Origin of the sequence: Aeromonas sp. S11(2024) (assembly GCF_041402345.1) — a bacterium.
Taxonomy (GTDB): domain Bacteria; phylum Pseudomonadota; class Gammaproteobacteria; order Enterobacterales; family Aeromonadaceae; genus Aeromonas; species Aeromonas veronii.
The window spans coordinates 197,791-214,167 of sequence record NZ_JBGLRC010000003.1; the positions used below are offsets into that span (position 1 = coordinate 197,791).

Here is a 16,377-nt window from a genome sequence, read left to right on the forward strand (position 1 = left end):
GTGCAAATGGGCTTGCAGCCTGTTCAATAGTTGTTCCTTGCTGTTGCTTAGACCTAGACTACCCCATAAAATTCGCACCTCATTTACACCGGATGGACAATTGTTTGAACAATGACCTGATCACCATCTCCGATCTGACTTTCAGTCACGGAGATCGGCTGTTGTATGACGGGATCAACCTGACCATTCCTCGTGGCAAGGTGACCGCCGTCATGGGCCCGAGCGGCATCGGTAAAACCACCCTGCTGCGGCTGATCGGTGGCCAGCTCAAGCCGGAGTCCGGTCACATTCTGTTTGACGGGGAAGATATCCCCACCCTCTCCCGTTCGCGCCTCTATGAAGTGCGCAAGCGGATGAGCATGCTGTTCCAGAGCGGCGCCCTGTTTACCGGCATGACGGTCTACGACAACGTGGCCTTCCCGCTACGGGAACACTCCGGCCTGCCGGAGGAGCTGATCCACACCATCGTCATGATGAAGCTGCAGGCGGTGGGCTTGCGCGGCGCGGCGAAACTGATGCCCTCCGAGCTCTCCGGCGGCATGGCGCGCCGGGCGGCGCTGGCACGGGCCATCGCCCTTGACCCCGACCTCATCATGTATGACGAGCCGTTTGTCGGGCAGGATCCCATCACCATGGCGGTGCTGGTCAAGCTGATCAAGGAGCTGAATGATGCCCTCGGTATCACCTCAGTCATCGTCACCCACGATGTGAAAGAGGTGCTGAGCATCGCCGATTACGCCTACATCATTGCCAATCGCAAGGTGGTGGCGCACGGCACGCCGGACCAGCTGCGCGAGGAGCACAATCCCGAAGTCGAGCAGTTCCTCAAAGGATTGCCCGATGGTCCTGTTCCGTTTCATTTTCCGGCAGGCGATCTGCTACAGGATCTCTGATGTTGATAAGTCAAATAAGCAAGCTGGGGCGGGTCGGAGTGCGGTTTATCAGCTCCGTCGGTCGCGCCACCATCATGTTGTTCCATGCGCTGGCGGGCAAACCCGAGCCGCGCAAGCACTTCCCGCTGCTTGTCCAGCAGTTGTATGTGGTGGGCGTACAGTCGGTGGCCATCATTCTGGTCTCCGGCCTGTTCATCGGCATGGTGCTCTCGCTGCAGGGTTACAACGTATTGAAGGATTTCGGCGCCGAGCAGAGTCTGGGGCCGCTGGTCTCCCTCTCCCTGCTGCGGGAGCTGGGCCCTGTGGTCACGGCGCTGCTGTTTGCCGGCCGTGCCGGTTCGGCCCTGACCGCTGAAATCGGCCTGATGAAGACCACAGAGCAGCTTTCAAGCCTCGAGATGATGGCGGTCGACCCGCTACGCCGGGTGGTTGCTCCCCGCTTCTGGGCTGGCGTCATCAGCATGCCGCTGCTGGCCTTTATGTTCAGCCTGATCGGCATCTTCGGCGGCAAGCTGGTCGGTGTGGACTGGCTCGGCGTGGACGAAGGGGGCTTCTGGTCTGCCATGCAGGCCTCCGTCGACTGGCATGAGGACATCATGCAGGGCGCCATCAAGAGCCTGATTTTCGCCCTGGTGGTCACCTGGATTGCGCTCTTTAACGGCTATGATGCCAAGCCGACCTCGGCCGGGATCAGTCAGGCCACGACCCGTACTGTGGTCCACTCATCCCTCGCCGTGCTCGGCCTGGATTTTATACTCACTGCAGTCATGTTTGGATAAGGTAAAGATGAAGTTCAGCAAAGTAGAATTCCTGGTCGGCACCTTCATGCTGGCTGGCATCGGTGCCATTCTGGCACTGGCCCTGCAAGTGGCCGGTTTGAGCTTCAAACCGGAAGGAGAAACCTATACCCTGCGCGCGCATTTCGATAATATCGGCGGCCTGAAAGTCCGTTCGCCGGTCAAGGTCGGCGGCGTTGTGGTCGGTCGGGTCAGCGACATCGTACTGGACCCGAAAACCCAGGTGCCCGAAGTGACCCTGATGATGCAAAAGAGCGCTGGCGAGTTCGCCGATACCAGCTCCCTCTCCATCCTCACCTCCGGTCTGCTCGGCGAGCAGTACATCGGTCTGGCCCCCGGCTTCAGCGATGAGGAGATGGGCACCGAGATGCTCAAGGATGGCGACCTGATTGAAGACACCAAATCCGCCATCGTGCTGGAAGATCTGATTGGCAAATTCCTCTACAGCCAATCCTCCGACAGCAAATCAGACAGCAAGAAGGAGTAACCATGTTCAAGAAAATCGCCCTGCTGCTGGGCCTGATGACCAGCATGCTCTTTTCCCTGTCTGCCCAGGCCGCAGTCGATGCCACCGACCCCAACGCGCTGGTGGATCAGGCTGCCAAGCAGACCTTTGCCCGCCTGAAGGCCGATCAGGCCCAGGTGAAGAGCAATCCGGATCACCTGCGGGTAATCATCCGCGAAGAGCTGCTGCCCTATGTGGACAACCGCTTCGCCGCCTACAAGGTGCTTGGCAACCAGATTAAAGAGACCACCGAAGCGCAGCGCAATGCCTTCGTCGAGGTGTTCACCGAGTACATGGTGAGCTCCTACGCCGATGCGCTGGCCCATTTTGACAAGCAGACCGTCAAGGTCGAGCCGGGCAAAGCTCCCAGCGGCAATATCACCGCCGTCAACGTCAGCGTGAAAGAGGCCGGCAAGCCGGACATCTTCCTCGAGTTCAAGCTGCGCAAGAACAACAAGACCGGCGAGTGGAAAGCCTTCGACATGGTGGCAGAGGGGATCAGCCTGCTCTCCGCCAAACAGAGCGAGCTGGGCGGCCTCATTCGCCAGAATGGCATCGATGCAGTGATCGCCCAGTTGCGCGAACACAACGCCAAGCCGCTGGTACTCAAACCATGACTCTCAGCGGTGAGCTGCAGGCGCCACAGGTCAATGACCTGTGGCAACGCCGCGCCGAATGGTGGCAGGACGACCAGCTCGAGCTCGGCGGCGTCACCACCCTCGACTCCGCCGGACTGGCCCTGCTGGTCAAATGGGCCAAAGCCGTATTAGCGCGAGGCGCCACACCGCAACTGGTGGGCGCCTCCAGTGATTTCTATACCCTGGCCAACCTCTACGGGGTGGCCGGGCTGTTTCAGTCAACCCCGCTCACAACTGAGGACGCATAATGCAAGTCTCTGAAATTGAAGCGATACTCCTTGAGGCTCTGCCATTGTCCGAAGTCCATGTCAAAGGGGACGGTAGTCACTACCAAGTGATCGCCGTCGGTGACATGTTTGACGGCATGAGCCGGGTCAAGAAGCAGCAGGCCATCTATGCCCCGCTGATGGACAAGATCGCCAGCAACGCCATTCACGCCCTCTCCATCAAGGCGTTCACCGACGCCGAGTGGAAACGCGAACGTAAATTCCTATTGCCCTCCTGATTTGGTAACGAAGTAAAAATGGACAAATTCAAAATCGATGGTCGTTGTACTCTCAACGGCGAAGTGACCATCTCCGGCGCCAAAAATGCCGCGCTGCCGATCCTGTTCGCGACCCTGCTCTGTGATGAAGAGGTACACCTCTCCAACGTGCCGCGCCTGAAAGATGTGGGCACCACCATCAAGCTGCTGGAGATGCTGGGCGCGACCACCAAGGTCAACGGCAACGTCACCGTGCTGACCGGTGCGGTAAACAACCATGTCGCTCCCTACGAGCTGGTGAAGACCATGCGCGCCTCTATTCTGGCGCTGGGCCCGCTGGCCGCCCGTTTCGGCGCCGCTGATGTCTCCCTGCCAGGCGGTTGCGCCATCGGTGCCCGTCCGGTCAACCTGCACGTCCACGGCCTGGAGCTGATGGGCGCCAAGATCACCATCGAAGATGGTTACATCAAGGCCCGTGTCGATGGCCGCCTGAAAGGCGCCCACATCCTGATGGACATGGTCTCCGTCACCGGTACCGAAAACCTGATGATGGCCGCGACCCTGGCTGATGGCCGCACCGTGATCGAAAACGCCGCGCGCGAGCCGGAAGTGGTCGATCTGGCCAACTTCCTCAATACCCTGGGTGCCAAGATTCAGGGTGCGGGCACCGACACCCTGACCATCGACGGTGTCGAGCGTCTGCACGGCGGCAACTACAGCGTGCAGCCTGACCGCATCGAAACCGGTACCTTCCTGGTGGGTGCAGCGGTCACCGGCGGCAAGATCACCTGCCGCAAGACAGACCCGACCCTGCTGGAAGCGGTACTGGTCAAGCTGGAAGAGGCTGGCGCCCTGATTGAGAAGGGTGAAGACTGGATCACCCTCGACATGACTGGCCGCACCCTCAAGCCGGTCACCATCAAGACTGCCCCCTACCCGGCCTTCCCGACCGACATGCAGGCACAGTTCACCGTGCTGAACGCCGTCGCCAAAGGCACCGGCATGGTCACCGAGACCATCTTCGAGAACCGCTTCATGCACGTTCCCGAACTGGTACGGATGGGTGCAGACATCGAACTGCAGGGCAACGTAGCCATCTGCCGTGACACCGAGCAGCTCAAGGGTGCCCAGGTAATGGCGACCGACTTGCGCGCCTCCGCCAGTCTGGTGCTGGCCGGCTTCGTAGCCGAAGGCTCCACCATCGTCGACCGCATCTATCACATCGACCGTGGCTACGAAGACATCGAGCAGAAGCTGCAGGGTCTGGGTGGCCGCATCGAGCGCATCAAGGGCTGATAGCCCACTGATCGCTAGCCGATAAAAAGGCCCCCTCGCGTTGGCGAGGGGGCCTTTTTCATGGTTTTCGGTTCTGTTGAAACCGGGATCAGTGACCCGCCAGCTTCATATTCTCTACCAGCACCGAGCCGGTCTTGAGACTGGATCGTTCATCCTCGTCACGGCCCACCGCCACGATATGGCTGAACATCTCGGCCAGATTGCCGGCGATGGTGATCTCCTCGACCGGATAGGCTATCTCGCCATTCTCGACCCAGAAACCGGCAGCGCCGCGGGAGTAGTCGCCATTGACGATATTGACCCCCTGCCCCATCAGCTCGGTCACCAGCAGACCGGTGCCCATCTCTTTCAGCATGCCTTGAAAATCCTGGCCGGTATTGGAGACCTGCCAGTTGTGGATGCCACCGGCGTGACCCGTGGTGGTCAGCCCCAGCTTGCGGGCAGAGTAGGAGGTAAGCAGCCAGCTCATCAGCTCGCCGTTACGGATAATATCCATGTCGCGGGTGCGCACCCCTTCGCCATCGAACGGGGTACTGGCGAGCCCGCCCAGCAGGTGAGGGAACTCCTGAATGGTGAGCCACTCGGGCAGGATCTGCTTGCCCAATTTGTCGAGCAGGAAGCTCGACTTGCGATAGAGGTTGCCGCCGCTGATAGCCATCACCAGATGGCCCCACAGGCCGGAGGCAGTGTCTGGGTGGAACAGCACAGGCGCATGACGGGTAGAGATCTTGCGGGCGCCGAGGCGGGAGACGGTACGCTCAACGGCTTCGTCGGCAATGCGCTGCGGGCTCCAGAGCCCGTCGAGGGTACGGCTGGAGGAGTAGCCGTAATCACGCTGCATATCGCCATCCTGCTCGCCGATCAGCACACAGCTCAGGGAGTTGCGCGACGCCGCATAACCTTTGACGAAGCCGTGGCTGTTGCCATAGACCTTGATGCCTAGATGGCTGGAGAAACCGGCGCCGTCGGAGTGCTTGATACGGGCATCGCGACCAAGCGCCAGCCGTTCGCACTCGATGGCCAGTTCGATACCGCGCTGGGGATCCAGTTCGATTTGGTGGCACAGTTGTAGATCGGGGGCATCCCAGGCCAGCAGCTCGGCGTCCGCCAGACCGGCGCAATCATCGGCCGAGGTGTGGCGGGCAATCTCGATGGCCGCTTCAACGGCAGCACGAATGGCGGGTTTGCTCAGATCGGTGGTAGAGGAAGATCCCTTGCAACCATCGCGATAGACAGCGATGCCGAGGGCGCCATCTTTATTGAATTCAATGCTTTCCAGTTCACAACCCCGGGTGTTCACCGACAACCCGGTCTGCTTGCTGATGGAGACTTCGGCCAGCGAGGCGCCCAGTCCTTTGGCTATCTCCAGGGCTTCGGCAACCACGGCCTCGAGATGGGCTTGATCCTGGCGGATTTGGTCTTGCTGATCCATAACTCACATCTGTATGAAAGAAGGAAAGGGGGGTAAGCATATCAGACCCCTGCGCCCAGCGGGAGAAGCTGGTAACATATCCGCCAAACGTGAATGACAGGAATCAAGAGACCGATGAGTCAATATCAAGACGACAACGAGTTCGAAGGCTGGGGCCCCAGCAAGAGCCAGCTCAAGCGCGATGCCGAAGCATTGCAGAAAATGGGGGAAGAGATCGTCTCCCTCAGCCACAGCGAGCTGGAAAAAATCCCGTTGGATGAAGAGCTTGCAGAAGCTGTCGAGCTGGGTCGCAAACTCAAGCCGAAGAAGGATGAGTCCTTCCGTCGCCATCTGCAGTTCATCGGCCGCCTGATGCGCAGCCGCGATATCGAGCCGATTGCCGAAGCGCTCTCCATCATCAAGAACCGTCACTCCACCGTGAATGCGCGCCTGCATCGCCTGGAGCAGTGGCGCGAGCGCCTGATCACCGAAGGTGACAGCGCCCTCAACGAGCTGATGTCCCAGTTCCACGAGCTGGATCGCCAAAAGCTGCGCCAGCTGATCCGTTCCGCCAACAAGGAGCGGGAGCTGAACAAGCCGCCGGTCGCCTACCGCGAGATGTACCAGTATCTGCGCGGCGAGATCGAAGACCTGCTGTGATCCCCGAAACACGCCTCCCCTCGGGGAGGCGTGTTTCTATTGATGCCTTTTCCTCTCCCCATCCCCCGCCATCCCTGCGCGTTTAATATATCCACCATTTTGCGACCCCAACCATAACGGCCCATCTCAACAGCCCCGTTAAATCGCCGCTTCAGAGCAGACCAAAACAGACACGTTAACAATTTGGTATCATTTTGTTTGACATATTGAACGGCCTTGGCAGACTGAAGAGAGGATCCATGCCGTCGCTGCCCAGGCTGACCAACGATTCTGTCACTCGGCCCGACGCGGGATCCCATGACCATGCCTTGAGGCATGCCCTTGCCCTGCCGGTTTGCAAGGGCCTGCCCAAGGCGCAGGATGAGACTTCAACGCCAAGGATAATCAAGGTGCCCTATGCCAAATCCCCAGCCTCCCGCCACCCGTAAACCTGTCGTGCTGATGACCATGGGCGCCCAGCCCCGCAACGGCCACGCCTATCAGGTAATGACCCACAAATACATCATGCCGCTGGTGGAAATAAGCGGCTGCGTCCCGCTGCTGGTACCCACCTGCTGCGGCACCGCCGATCTGGAGCAGTATCTGGATCTCGCCGATGGGGTCTATCTGAGCGGCGCCGGCTCCAACATCGATCCGGCCCTCTACGGTCAGGAGAACCTCACGCCGGAGAAACAGCAGGACAGGGATCGCGACCTGTTCGACCTGCCCCTCATCAAGGGGGCGCTCGCCCGTGGCTTGCCGATCCTCGGTATCTGCCGCGGCATGCAGGAGATCAACGTGGCGCTGGGGGGAGACATCCATCAGAAGGTCTATAACGAGCCGGGTTATGACGATCACCGGGAGGATGCTGACGATCCGGTCGACGAGCAGTATGGGCCGAGCCATCAGATCAAACTGCTGCCGGGCAGCTGGTTTGCCGAACTGATGGGGGAAGAACAGATTCCGGTCAACTCCCTGCATGGGCAGGGCATCAACCGGTTGGGGAATGGTCTGGAGCCGTTGGCCCACGCCGAAGATGGGCTGATCGAGGCACTTCATGCTCCCGCACTGTCACCCTTTTTGCTGGCAGTGCAGTGGCATCCGGAGTGGAAAGCCAATGAAAACCCCCACTCCATCAAGATCTTTCAAGCCTTTGGCGATGCCTGCCGCCAACGCAGTGCATTGATGGCAGCGAGTTAATCCCTCATCGATTCAGTCGCCAAACCCGCGCGCCTTGAGCTTGGGCAGTCCGCCCCGCTCGGGGCGCAGGGTACGGCAGATATCCATCCCCTTGAGCCCGCGCTGGATATGGTCAGGCGAATGACCAAACACCATGCCGTTGCTGCGGTAGAGGTTGTTGTCATCCAGCTCGAACTTCTCGCCGCCAATCAGCAACTGCTCGCGGCCATTGACCGTGTCGCCCCGCTTGATGGGCACCTTCATGTCACTCAGCACCTCGCCGGTGGCACACCCCTCGCGCCAGCGCGCCTCGCTGGAGAAGGGGGTAATGGCTATTTCACGCCAGGAGCCATCCCGGAATTCGACCCGATACTTCTCGGCCAGCAGGTCGCAGCCAGCCAATGGCAGCAGGGCCATCAAACAGATGATTTTCTTTGAAAATTTCACTCAATCGCACTCCTTTGCCCGGTTCTGCACAGGATAAATAAATTGCCGCCCCAACGCACCATTTCCCCGCGCCGCAGCAGCTATGCTGGAAATAAAACCACAATAAGGTGCTGCTATGGCTGGCGAAAACCTCACCGCGCTACCGACGCTGATCTGGATTGGCGAACACCCGTTCTGGACCCTGCTCACCCTCTCCCTGATGCTGATCCACTTCTGGCGCCGTCCGGGACAGCGACGGGAGCTGCTCTCCGAGCTCAGTTTCGTGATGATTAGCGCGGTGGTGATCCTGCTGATCCAGCTGGAAGGGGGCTGGTTCAAACTGCCGCTGCCCCATCAATTGCTGATCGAGATCTCCACCCTGCTGGCCGGCCTAATACTGGTCAAGATATGGGGGATCCTGCTGTTCGAGTTTCTGCTCCCCCTCTGCCATGTGCGGATCCCGCGGATCATCGCCGATATCGTCATCACCATCGGCTATATCGGCTGGGGTCTGTTTCGCCTCTACGCCTCCGGCATGGCGCTCGGAGAGATTGTCACTACCTCGGCGGTGATCACTGCGGTCATCGCCTTCGCCATGCAGGACACCCTGGGCAACCTGCTGGCCGGGGTCTCCATTCAGCTCGACAACTCCATCGCCATCGGTGACTGGCTGCAAGTCGACACCACCCAGGGCCGGGTGGTGGAGATCAACTGGCGTGCTACCACCATCGAGACCCGCAACTGGGAGACAGTCGTCATCCCCAACAGCCACCTGCTTAAACAGCGCTTCACCGTGCTCGGGCGCCGCCGTGGCGAACCCTTGCAGTGGCGGCGCTGGGTCTGGTTCGATCTGACCCTGGATACCCTGCCGACCCAGATCATCGCGCTGATCGAGAAATCCCTGCGGGAGACCAAGCTCCCCTGCGTCGCCAAGCATCCGCAACCGGACTGCCTGCTGATGAACGTCGAAGGAGGGATTGCCCGCTATGCGGTGCGCTACTGGCTCACTGACCTGGCTCGCGACGATCCGACCGACTCCATGGTGCGCAGCCTGATCGATGCCGCCCTGCGCCGCAACGATCGCCGCCTCACCCCGCCGATCTTCAACGTCTTTATGGCCAAGGAGAAGCAGCATCTGGATGCCCGCCACAAGCGCCACACCGCCGAACGAACCGATACCCTTCGCAAGCTGCCGCTGTTTGCCATGTTGCAGGAGAACGAGCTGCTTCAGCTGGCCGATCAGGTGAAGTTCGCCCCCTTCGTCAGCGGCGACATCATGCTGGAGCAGGGGGATGTCTCCAGCTGGCTGTTCGTGCTGGTCAAAGGGGAGGCCGAGATGGTGGTCAATGTCGAGGGACGAGAGCTGAAGCTTGGTACGCTCAACGCGGGAGACTTTTTTGGCGAACTGAGCCTGCTCACCGGCGAGCCCAGCTCCTTCACGGTGCGGGCGGTGGCCACCGTCGAAACCTATCGCATCAATCAGGCAATGTTTCAGGAGTTGGTGATGCAGCGCGAGGCGCTGGTCGAGCCCCTCTACCGGGTGCTGAGCGACCGCCAGCAGGAGCAGCGGGCGCTGCTGGAGCGGGAGGCGGAAGCCATGAAACAGCCACCACAACAGCTTGATCTGCTTGATAAACTGATGAAGCTGTTCGGTGGAAGATGACGTAGCATGGCACGATATTGAGGACGTGAAGAGAGAACCGCAGCCATGTTACTGACCACCCTGGCCCTTGCCGCCAGCCTGCAATTTGATTGTCCCGCCACCATAGAGACTCGCCAACAGCTGCTGACCCCGCAGCAGGGCTGGCAGGCGTTCACCCGCAATGACGATGGCAAACCGGACGAAACCCTCAGCCACCGGCTCGATAATCTGGCCCTGTTCGACGGAGATCCTGCCGAGCTGGCCCAGCTCAAACCGGATAATGGCGACAGCGACGAGATCCACTACTGGAGCCAGCTCGATAGCAGCCTGCGCCCGCTCTATCTGGTCTGCCGCTATCAGAACAGCGCCATCACCCTGCAGCAGGCGCTGCCCATCGGCATCAGCTACTGCCGTGTCAACCAGCGCGACCGCTACACCCTGCTCGGGCTGGTTTGTCGCAAATAGCCGGCGTAACCCCTTGCCATATATCGCTATTCGCTGACAGCCATTACCGCCTGAGCCTGGCCACCCGCCAGCGCCATCAGAGCAGCAGTTCGGCCAGCTCCTCCAATGCCGTCAGCTCCACGTCCGGCAACAGCTGCAGCTGTTGCCACGGTTGTTGCCGCTCGTTGAGCCAGGCGGCGCGAAAGCCGTGCAAGCGGGCACCCAGCACATCGGTCTCGGGATGATCCCCCACATGGAGGATCCGCTCAGCTGGCAGCTTGAGGGCACTGCGGGTCTGCTCAAACATATCCGGCGCCGGTTTCATTCTGGCGCCCGCCCCCGCCTTGCAGACCAGCGTGAAGTAGCGAGCCAGCCCTGCCTGCGCCAGATCCAGATTGCCGTTGGTGATCACCACCAGCGGGTAGCGTTCGGCCAGTCTGGCCAGCAGCTGATGAGTGGACTCGCTCACCTCGATCTTCGAGCGCTCTGCCAGAAACGCAGCAAATACCTGCTCCGCCTCGCGACTGGCCTGCTGGTCGGCCATGCCCCCCGCCACCATAGCGGCGCGAATGGTCTGCTGGCGCGCCAGACTGACATCGTGGCGCAGCTCGGGCCTGGCCAGCAACACGGCGCGTTTTAACTCCAGCCAGCGCGGCTTGTCGAGCATTGCAGTGGCCAGATATTCGCTGCGCAGATGGTTCAGCATCCACTGCTCGGCGCGCACGATGGCGGGGCCGTTGTCATAGAGGGTGTCATCGAGGTCAAACGAGATAGCAGCAACCGGCTGCCAGCGGCGATAGAAGTGCATGGACTCTCCTCTGCAACGGGGCTCAGGGCCCGTTATTCATCGTCCTGCGCATCTGGGTCACGCTTGGCCCTAGGGTGGGCGCTGTCGTAAACCTTGGCCAGATGCTGGAAGTCGAGGTGGGTATAGATCTGGGTGGTAGAGAGGTCGGCATGTCCCAGCAGCTCCTGCACCGCCCGCAGATCGCCGGAGGACTCCAGCATATGCGTGGCGAAGCTGTGGCGCAGCTTGTGGGGATGGACGTGGGCGTTGAGCGCCTGCTTGTTGCCCCAGCCATCAAGGCGGGCCTGCACCGAACGGGCCGACAGCCGCTGCTTGCGGCTGGAGACAAACAGCGCCTCGCTCTCATCCCCGGCCAGCAGCGGGCGCACCTTGAGCCACTTCTGCAGCCACTCGACCGCCATCCGGCCGATGGGCAGCACCCGCTCCCGCGAGCCCTTGCCGGTCACCTTGAGCTGGCGGTCATCGAGCTTCAGATCCACCAGATTGATCCCCACCAGCTCGGCCAGACGCAGCCCTGAGGAGTACATCAACTCCATGATGGCGCGATCCCGCACCGCCAGCGGATCCTGCTCGTCGGTGATGTTGAGCAGCTGGTGCATCTCGTCCACATCGAGGTTTTTCGGCAGCGGCCGCCCCTGTTTGGGGGTGACGATGCCACGGGCCGGATTGGCGGTCAGCCGCCCCTGCCGCACCTGCCAGTCGCAAAAGCTGCGCAGGGCCGAGACCTTGGTGGAAAGGGAACGAGGAGCAAGGCCCCCCTTGTGCATCCGGGTCACCAGAGTGCGCACCTGACTCGCCTCAAGCCGACCCCAGTCAGTGAGCCCCAGGGCCACCAGCTCGGCGGTCATCGCCTCCAGATGGGCTTGATAGTTATTGCGGGTATGAGGGCTGAGCTGACGCTCGACCCTCAGGTATTCGATAAAGGCCGCCAGCTCGTCCGCCAGTACCGCAGGCAGTGGCGGTGCGACGATGGGAGCTTTGGCTGTCGCCCTGGCCGGTGTTCTAGCCATGAGTCAATTCGGGCAGACGCAGTTGCAGCAGGCGCCCCAGTTGGCCCAGCAGCAGGGTGTCGCTGTGGGGAGTAAAGTGGCCGGGATCCGAGCTGGCGAAGGCCAGCACACCGAGATCGCCGAGCCGCATCAGGGCCACCGAGTTGACCAGCACATCGTGGCCAAACAGTGCCTGCTTCTCGCTCTGGCTCAGGCGGCCAAAGTAGTAATCCTGCCCCGGCAGACGCTGACCCAGCAGGGATTCGAGCTGCTTGCCCTGTGCCAGAAAACGCTGTTCGGGCCCGCTCAGGGCAAACTTCTTGGGATTGAGCCAGAGTCGCAGCCCGGTCAGGCGCAGTCGCTGGACAAAGGCCTTGCCCATCACGGCACTCACCTCGAACAGGGTCTGGCAGCCGTATAGCTCGCCGTAGAGATCGGCATAGACCCGGAAGATGCGCTCGTTCTCGCTGGCGATCCCCATCAATTCGGTGATCTCCTGCTCCAGCTGTTCGATCCGCTCGCGCTGCCGCTCCAGCTGGCGCTCGACCAGCGAGACCGACCCTTTGCGTTCATGGGGAATGCGGATCCTGTCCAGCACGGCGGCATGGCGTTGGAAAAACTCGGGATAACGGGCCAGGTACTCCAGCACAGTGGCTTCATCCACCGATTGCTCCTGCCGTTTGAGTTCGCTCATAAATTGGTTGATCCATCAGAGAAATGGGGCTCGCTGCCCCGACATCATGGGCAAAGGGGGCCAACGCCCCCCGTACCTGAACCTTTATCGGCTAAACCTCTATCTGGCCGTCAAACACATGTTCGGCGGGACCTGTCATATAGACCGGCTGGCCCGGCCCCTTCCAGGCGATGGTCAGCTTGCCGCCCGGCAGGCTGACAGTGACCCGCTCCTTGAGCTTGCCCTGACTGATGCCAATTACTGCCGCCGCACAGGCACCGGTGCCGCAGGCCAGGGTCTCGCCACAGCCCCGCTCGAATACACGCAGTTTGATCTCGGTGGCGTTGACCATCTCCATGAAACCGACATTGACCCGCTCGGGAAAACGCTCGTGGCGCTCCATGATGGCACCGAGCGTCTCGACCGGCGCATCGGCGACCGAAGGCACCTCGATGACGCAGTGGGGATTGCCCATGGAGACCACGCCACACATCACGGTATGCTCCTGCGCCCGCAACAGATAGGTTTTCTCTGCCTTCTGGGCCCGGAACGGGATCTTGCCCGGCTCAAACTGGGGAACACCCATGTTGACCGTGACCTGATTCTCCCCCTCCAGTTGCAACACGATGCGACCCCGGGCGGTACTGACCGCGATGCGATCCCGGTTTATCAGCCCCTTGAGACGCACGAAACGGGCAAAACAGCGGGCACCGTTGCCACACTGCTCCACCTCGCTGCCATCGGCATTGAAAATGCGATAGTGAAAGTCGAGTTCAGGGTCATAGGGCGGCTCCACCAGCAGCAGCTGGTCAAAGCCGATCCCGAAGTGGCGATCTGCCAGCTTCTTGATGACGTCATTGCTGAAAAATACCTTCTGGGTGACGCCATCCACCACCATGAAGTCGTTGCCCAAGCCATGCATCTTGGAAAAATCTATCAACATCGTGCATTCCTGTGCTGTTAGGGCTGTAAAAACTCACCGTCAACCGTTATGAAATCATTGTCCCAGACTGCGCCATCAGGGCAGCAGGTGCTCACCGCGCCAGAGATCGGCCAACTGCTCACGCTCGCGGATCAGGTGTGCTTCGGCACCATCCACCAGCACTTCAGCTGCGCGCGGACGGGTGTTGTAGTTGGATGACATGGTAAAGCCGTAGGCACCGGCCGAGCGCACTGCCAGCAGGGAACCCTCGGCAATGGCCAGAGTGCGTTCCTTGCCGAGGAAGTCGCCGGTCTCGCACACCGGGCCCACCACGTCATAGATCGCGGGAGCATGGCCGGCACAGCTATCCACCTCGATGATGTTCATCCAGGCGCCGTAGAGCGAAGGGCGCAGCATGTCGTTCATGCCAGCATCGATCAGCGCGAAGTTACGGGTCTCGCCCGGCTTCAGGTACTCGACCCGGGTCAGCAGCACGCCGGCATTGGCGACGATGGCTCGGCCCGGCTCGAACAGCAGGGTCAGATCCCGGCCCGCCAGCTTCTGCTTCAGCGCTTCGGCATACTCGGTCGGATGGGGTGGCTGCTCGGAACCATAGTTGACCCCAAGGCCGCCCCCCACGTCCAGATGGTGGATATGAATGCCTTCTGCAGCCAGACCGTCGATCAGCCGCAGCAGCTTGTCAGCCGCTTCCATAAAGGGATTCAATTCAGTGAGTTGCGAGCCGATATGGCAATCCACCCCGACGATCTCGATGTTCGCCATCGCGGCCGCCTTGCGATAGATGGCTGGCGCCAGCTCAATGGGAATGCCGAACTTGTTTTGCTTGAGGCCAGTGGAGATATAGGGGTGAGTACCGGCATCGATATCCGGATTGACCCGCACCGAGACGCGAGCCTTCTTGCCCATGCTGCCCGCCACCCGATTGAGGCGCTCCAGCTCGGCTTCCGACTCCAGATTGAAACAGAGGATCTCTTTATCCAGCGCGAGGCGCATCTCGGCCTCGCTCTTTGCTACACCGGAGAAGACCACCTTGGCCGGATCACCGCCCGCCGCCAGCACCCGCGACAGCTCGCCACCGGAGACGATGTCAAACCCCGAGCCCAGTCGGGCCAGCAGGTTGAGCAGCGCCAGGTTCGAGTTGGCCTTCACCGCATAGCAGATCAGATGGGGAATATCGCCAGCGGCCTTGTCGAAGGCGTGCCAGTGGCGCTCGAGGGTCGCACGGGAGTAGACGTAAAGCGGGGTACCGTACTGCTCGGCAAGCTGTTGCAGCGAGGTTTGCTCGGCCTGAAGCTGGCCGTCGGCGTCGTAGTTAAAGTGATCCAAGGGGGCGGTTCCTTCCTAGAATGGGTGCGGCATTAGTGCGGCGCGGCCTCGGTGGTAGCCTCAGTGGTCGCAGGCGGTGCTGCTTGCGGTGTACTCTGGCTCTGTGGCTGCTCGGGGGGCGGCATATAGAGCGGCCCCTTCAGACCGCACGCGGCCAACCCGAGGGACAGAAGAGTGGCAAGCAGACACTTGGTGAACTGAGTGATCATAATGGTTCGCTGCGAAAAAATTTTTGGCCCTCTATAATCGCACTCACATTGTTAAAAGCAACAGGATAAACCGATGAAGGATCACGAGTATCACGCCCTGACAGACGCCTTTTTCCAATATGTGGAAGACACGCTCGACGAGGGCTATCCGGATATCGACTGCGAACGCAACGGCGGCGTATTGACCCTCTCTTTTGAGAACAAGACCAAGGTCATCATCAACAAGCAGGAGCCGCTGCACCAGATTTGGGTCGCCACCCGCGAGAACGGCTTCCACTTCGAACTGCAGGGTGACACCTGGATCGACAACCGCTTCGGCCACGAGCTCAAGGCGCTGCTGAGCCAATCCTGCACCGCCCAGGCGGGCGAAGAGGTGGTGTTCCCATGATTGACCTGCACCCGCAGGGCGCCCGTCATGCGGTGATCTGGCTACACGGGCTGGGTGATTCCGGCGCCGGTCTCTCCCCGCTGGTGGACGCGCTGGATCTGCCCACCGAGCTACCGGTGCGTCACCTGCTGCCGGATGCCCCCGAGCGCCCCATCACCATCAACATGGGCTACAAGATGCGCGGCTGGTACGACATCAAGAGCTTCGAGGATCCCGCCGAGCGGGCCGTGGAGTCCCATGTCCGTGAATCGGCCGACCAGATTGCCGCCCTGCTCGATCAGCTGGTGGCCGACGGGTTTGCCCCCGAGCATATCGTGCTAGCAGGTTTCTCTCAGGGCGGGGTGATTGCATCCTTCACCGCGCTGCGCTATCAGACAACGCTGGCGGGCCTGCTCTGCATGTCCACCTATCTCGCAGCCCCAGACAAGCTGCTCGGCGAGATGAGCGAGGCTGCTCGCACCCTGCCCATCTGCTACATGCACGGCATCTACGACGATGTGGTGAGCCTGTCGCTCGGTTGGGATGCCAAGAACCGGCTGGAAAGCGCCGGACTCGCCCCCGAGTGGCACGAGTATCCGATGCGTCACGAGATCTGCCGTCCGCAGCTCGGCGACATTCGCAGCTGGCTGCTGGCCCGCCTCGGCGCGTGAGCCCTTCCGGCAAAGCAAACGGCCTGCATCTGCAGGC

At 60.9% G+C, this 16,377-nt stretch carries 21 protein-coding genes; 13 read left to right on the forward strand and 8 right to left on the reverse strand.

Features of this window, described 5'->3' with window-relative positions; translation table 11 throughout:
* Positions 1 to 92: 92 nt before the first annotated feature.
* From mlaF to murA, 7 genes are read left to right on the forward strand one after another with little or no spacing between them, the layout of a single operon-like run.
* Positions 93 to 893: a phospholipid ABC transporter ATP-binding protein MlaF gene (gene mlaF, locus ACB040_RS04265; protein WP_005336343.1), complete on the forward strand. Its 801-nt coding sequence runs from the start codon at positions 93 to 95 to the stop codon at positions 891 to 893.
* On the forward strand, positions 893 to 1,672 hold the full coding sequence (gene mlaE / locus ACB040_RS04270) for a lipid asymmetry maintenance ABC transporter permease subunit MlaE (protein ID WP_371153355.1): 780 nt from the start codon (positions 893 to 895) through the stop codon (positions 1,670 to 1,672). The genes mlaF and mlaE overlap by 1 nt, the downstream gene beginning before the upstream one ends.
* A 7-nt stretch (positions 1,673 to 1,679) precedes the next feature.
* The gene (gene mlaD / locus ACB040_RS04275; protein ID WP_005336348.1) at positions 1,680 to 2,177 is read left to right on the forward strand and encodes an outer membrane lipid asymmetry maintenance protein MlaD; all 498 of its coding nucleotides are present in this window, start codon (positions 1,680 to 1,682) and stop codon (positions 2,175 to 2,177) included.
* Between the two features lie 2 nt (positions 2,178 to 2,179).
* Complete coding sequence (locus tag ACB040_RS04280) at positions 2,180 to 2,812, forward strand: phospholipid-binding protein MlaC (RefSeq protein WP_005336350.1); 633 nt, start codon at positions 2,180 to 2,182, stop codon at positions 2,810 to 2,812.
* Entirely contained in the window at positions 2,809 to 3,081 is a 273-nt protein-coding gene (locus ACB040_RS04285) for a lipid asymmetry maintenance protein MlaB (RefSeq protein WP_005336352.1), read from the forward strand. Before ACB040_RS04280 ends, ACB040_RS04285 begins: the two co-directional genes overlap by 4 nt.
* Positions 3,081 to 3,338: a BolA family iron metabolism protein IbaG gene (ibaG, locus tag ACB040_RS04290; RefSeq protein ID WP_005306001.1), complete on the forward strand. Its 258-nt coding sequence runs from the start codon at positions 3,081 to 3,083 to the stop codon at positions 3,336 to 3,338. Before ACB040_RS04285 ends, ibaG begins: the two co-directional genes overlap by 1 nt.
* Positions 3,339 to 3,356: 18 nt before the next feature.
* Positions 3,357 to 4,613, forward strand: coding sequence for a UDP-N-acetylglucosamine 1-carboxyvinyltransferase (murA, locus tag ACB040_RS04295; protein WP_005336355.1), 1,257 nt, complete (start codon positions 3,357 to 3,359; stop codon positions 4,611 to 4,613).
* 88 nt (positions 4,614 to 4,701) lie between these two features.
* Here the strand turns inward: murA and pmbA are convergent, their stop codons facing one another.
* On the reverse strand, positions 4,702 to 6,045 hold the full coding sequence (gene pmbA, locus ACB040_RS04300; protein ID WP_040068810.1) for a metalloprotease PmbA: 1,344 nt from the start codon (positions 6,043 to 6,045) through the stop codon (positions 4,702 to 4,704).
* Between the two features lie 114 nt (positions 6,046 to 6,159).
* Between pmbA and yjgA the strand changes: the two genes are divergently transcribed.
* Both yjgA and ACB040_RS04310 read left to right on the forward strand, forming a co-directional pair.
* A complete protein-coding gene (gene yjgA / locus ACB040_RS04305) occupies positions 6,160 to 6,684 on the forward strand; it encodes a ribosome biogenesis factor YjgA (protein WP_371153359.1) in 525 nt (174 codons plus the stop codon).
* A gap of 396 nt (positions 6,685 to 7,080) precedes the next feature.
* The gene (locus ACB040_RS04310; protein WP_236295901.1) at positions 7,081 to 7,863 is read left to right on the forward strand and encodes a gamma-glutamyl-gamma-aminobutyrate hydrolase family protein; all 783 of its coding nucleotides are present in this window, start codon (positions 7,081 to 7,083) and stop codon (positions 7,861 to 7,863) included.
* Positions 7,864 to 7,875: 12 nt separating this feature from the next.
* Here ACB040_RS04310 and ACB040_RS04315 read toward each other — a convergent pair whose 3' ends face one another.
* Positions 7,876 to 8,259, reverse strand: coding sequence for a hypothetical protein (locus tag ACB040_RS04315; protein WP_040069030.1), 384 nt, complete (start codon positions 8,257 to 8,259; stop codon positions 7,876 to 7,878).
* A gap of 145 nt (positions 8,260 to 8,404) precedes the next feature.
* On the opposite strand from ACB040_RS04315, the gene ACB040_RS04320 reads away from it, so the two are divergent.
* Complete coding sequence (locus ACB040_RS04320; RefSeq protein WP_005356684.1) at positions 8,405 to 9,931, forward strand: cyclic nucleotide-binding domain-containing protein; 1,527 nt, start codon at positions 8,405 to 8,407, stop codon at positions 9,929 to 9,931.
* A 45-nt stretch (positions 9,932 to 9,976) separates the two neighbouring features.
* Positions 9,977 to 10,375 (forward strand): STY0301 family protein, encoded by a 399-nt coding sequence (locus tag ACB040_RS04325; RefSeq protein WP_371153362.1) that lies wholly within the window; start codon positions 9,977 to 9,979, stop codon positions 10,373 to 10,375.
* A 76-nt stretch (positions 10,376 to 10,451) separates the two neighbouring features.
* Here ACB040_RS04325 and ACB040_RS04330 read toward each other — a convergent pair whose 3' ends face one another.
* From ACB040_RS04330 to ACB040_RS04355, 6 genes are all read right to left on the reverse strand, one after another.
* A complete protein-coding gene (locus tag ACB040_RS04330; protein WP_201938901.1) occupies positions 10,452 to 11,162 on the reverse strand; it encodes an HAD-IA family hydrolase in 711 nt (236 codons plus the stop codon).
* Between the two features lie 32 nt (positions 11,163 to 11,194).
* Positions 11,195 to 12,172, reverse strand: a complete 978-nt coding sequence (xerC, locus tag ACB040_RS04335; protein WP_139732715.1) for a tyrosine recombinase XerC — start codon at positions 12,170 to 12,172, stop codon at positions 11,195 to 11,197.
* A complete protein-coding gene (locus tag ACB040_RS04340) occupies positions 12,165 to 12,845 on the reverse strand; it encodes a DUF484 family protein (RefSeq protein ID WP_371153365.1) in 681 nt (226 codons plus the stop codon). The genes xerC and ACB040_RS04340 overlap by 8 nt, the downstream gene beginning before the upstream one ends.
* Positions 12,846 to 12,936: 91 nt before the next feature.
* A complete protein-coding gene (gene dapF, locus ACB040_RS04345) occupies positions 12,937 to 13,767 on the reverse strand; it encodes a diaminopimelate epimerase (protein ID WP_005336371.1) in 831 nt (276 codons plus the stop codon).
* Between the two features lie 75 nt (positions 13,768 to 13,842).
* A complete protein-coding gene (lysA, locus tag ACB040_RS04350; protein ID WP_371153368.1) occupies positions 13,843 to 15,093 on the reverse strand; it encodes a diaminopimelate decarboxylase in 1,251 nt (416 codons plus the stop codon).
* A 32-nt stretch (positions 15,094 to 15,125) separates the two neighbouring features.
* Entirely contained in the window at positions 15,126 to 15,302 is a 177-nt protein-coding gene (locus ACB040_RS04355; RefSeq protein WP_371153370.1) for a lipoprotein, read from the reverse strand.
* Between the two features lie 73 nt (positions 15,303 to 15,375).
* On the opposite strand from ACB040_RS04355, the gene cyaY reads away from it, so the two are divergent.
* Positions 15,376 to 15,690 carry an iron donor protein CyaY gene (gene cyaY, locus ACB040_RS04360; protein ID WP_069554181.1) on the forward strand — a complete coding sequence of 105 codons (315 nt, stop codon included), beginning with the start codon at positions 15,376 to 15,378 and terminating at the stop codon, positions 15,688 to 15,690.
* Complete coding sequence (locus ACB040_RS04365) at positions 15,687 to 16,340, forward strand: alpha/beta hydrolase (protein WP_371153372.1); 654 nt, start codon at positions 15,687 to 15,689, stop codon at positions 16,338 to 16,340. Before cyaY ends, ACB040_RS04365 begins: the two co-directional genes overlap by 4 nt.
* Positions 16,341 to 16,377: the final 37 nt, after the last annotated feature.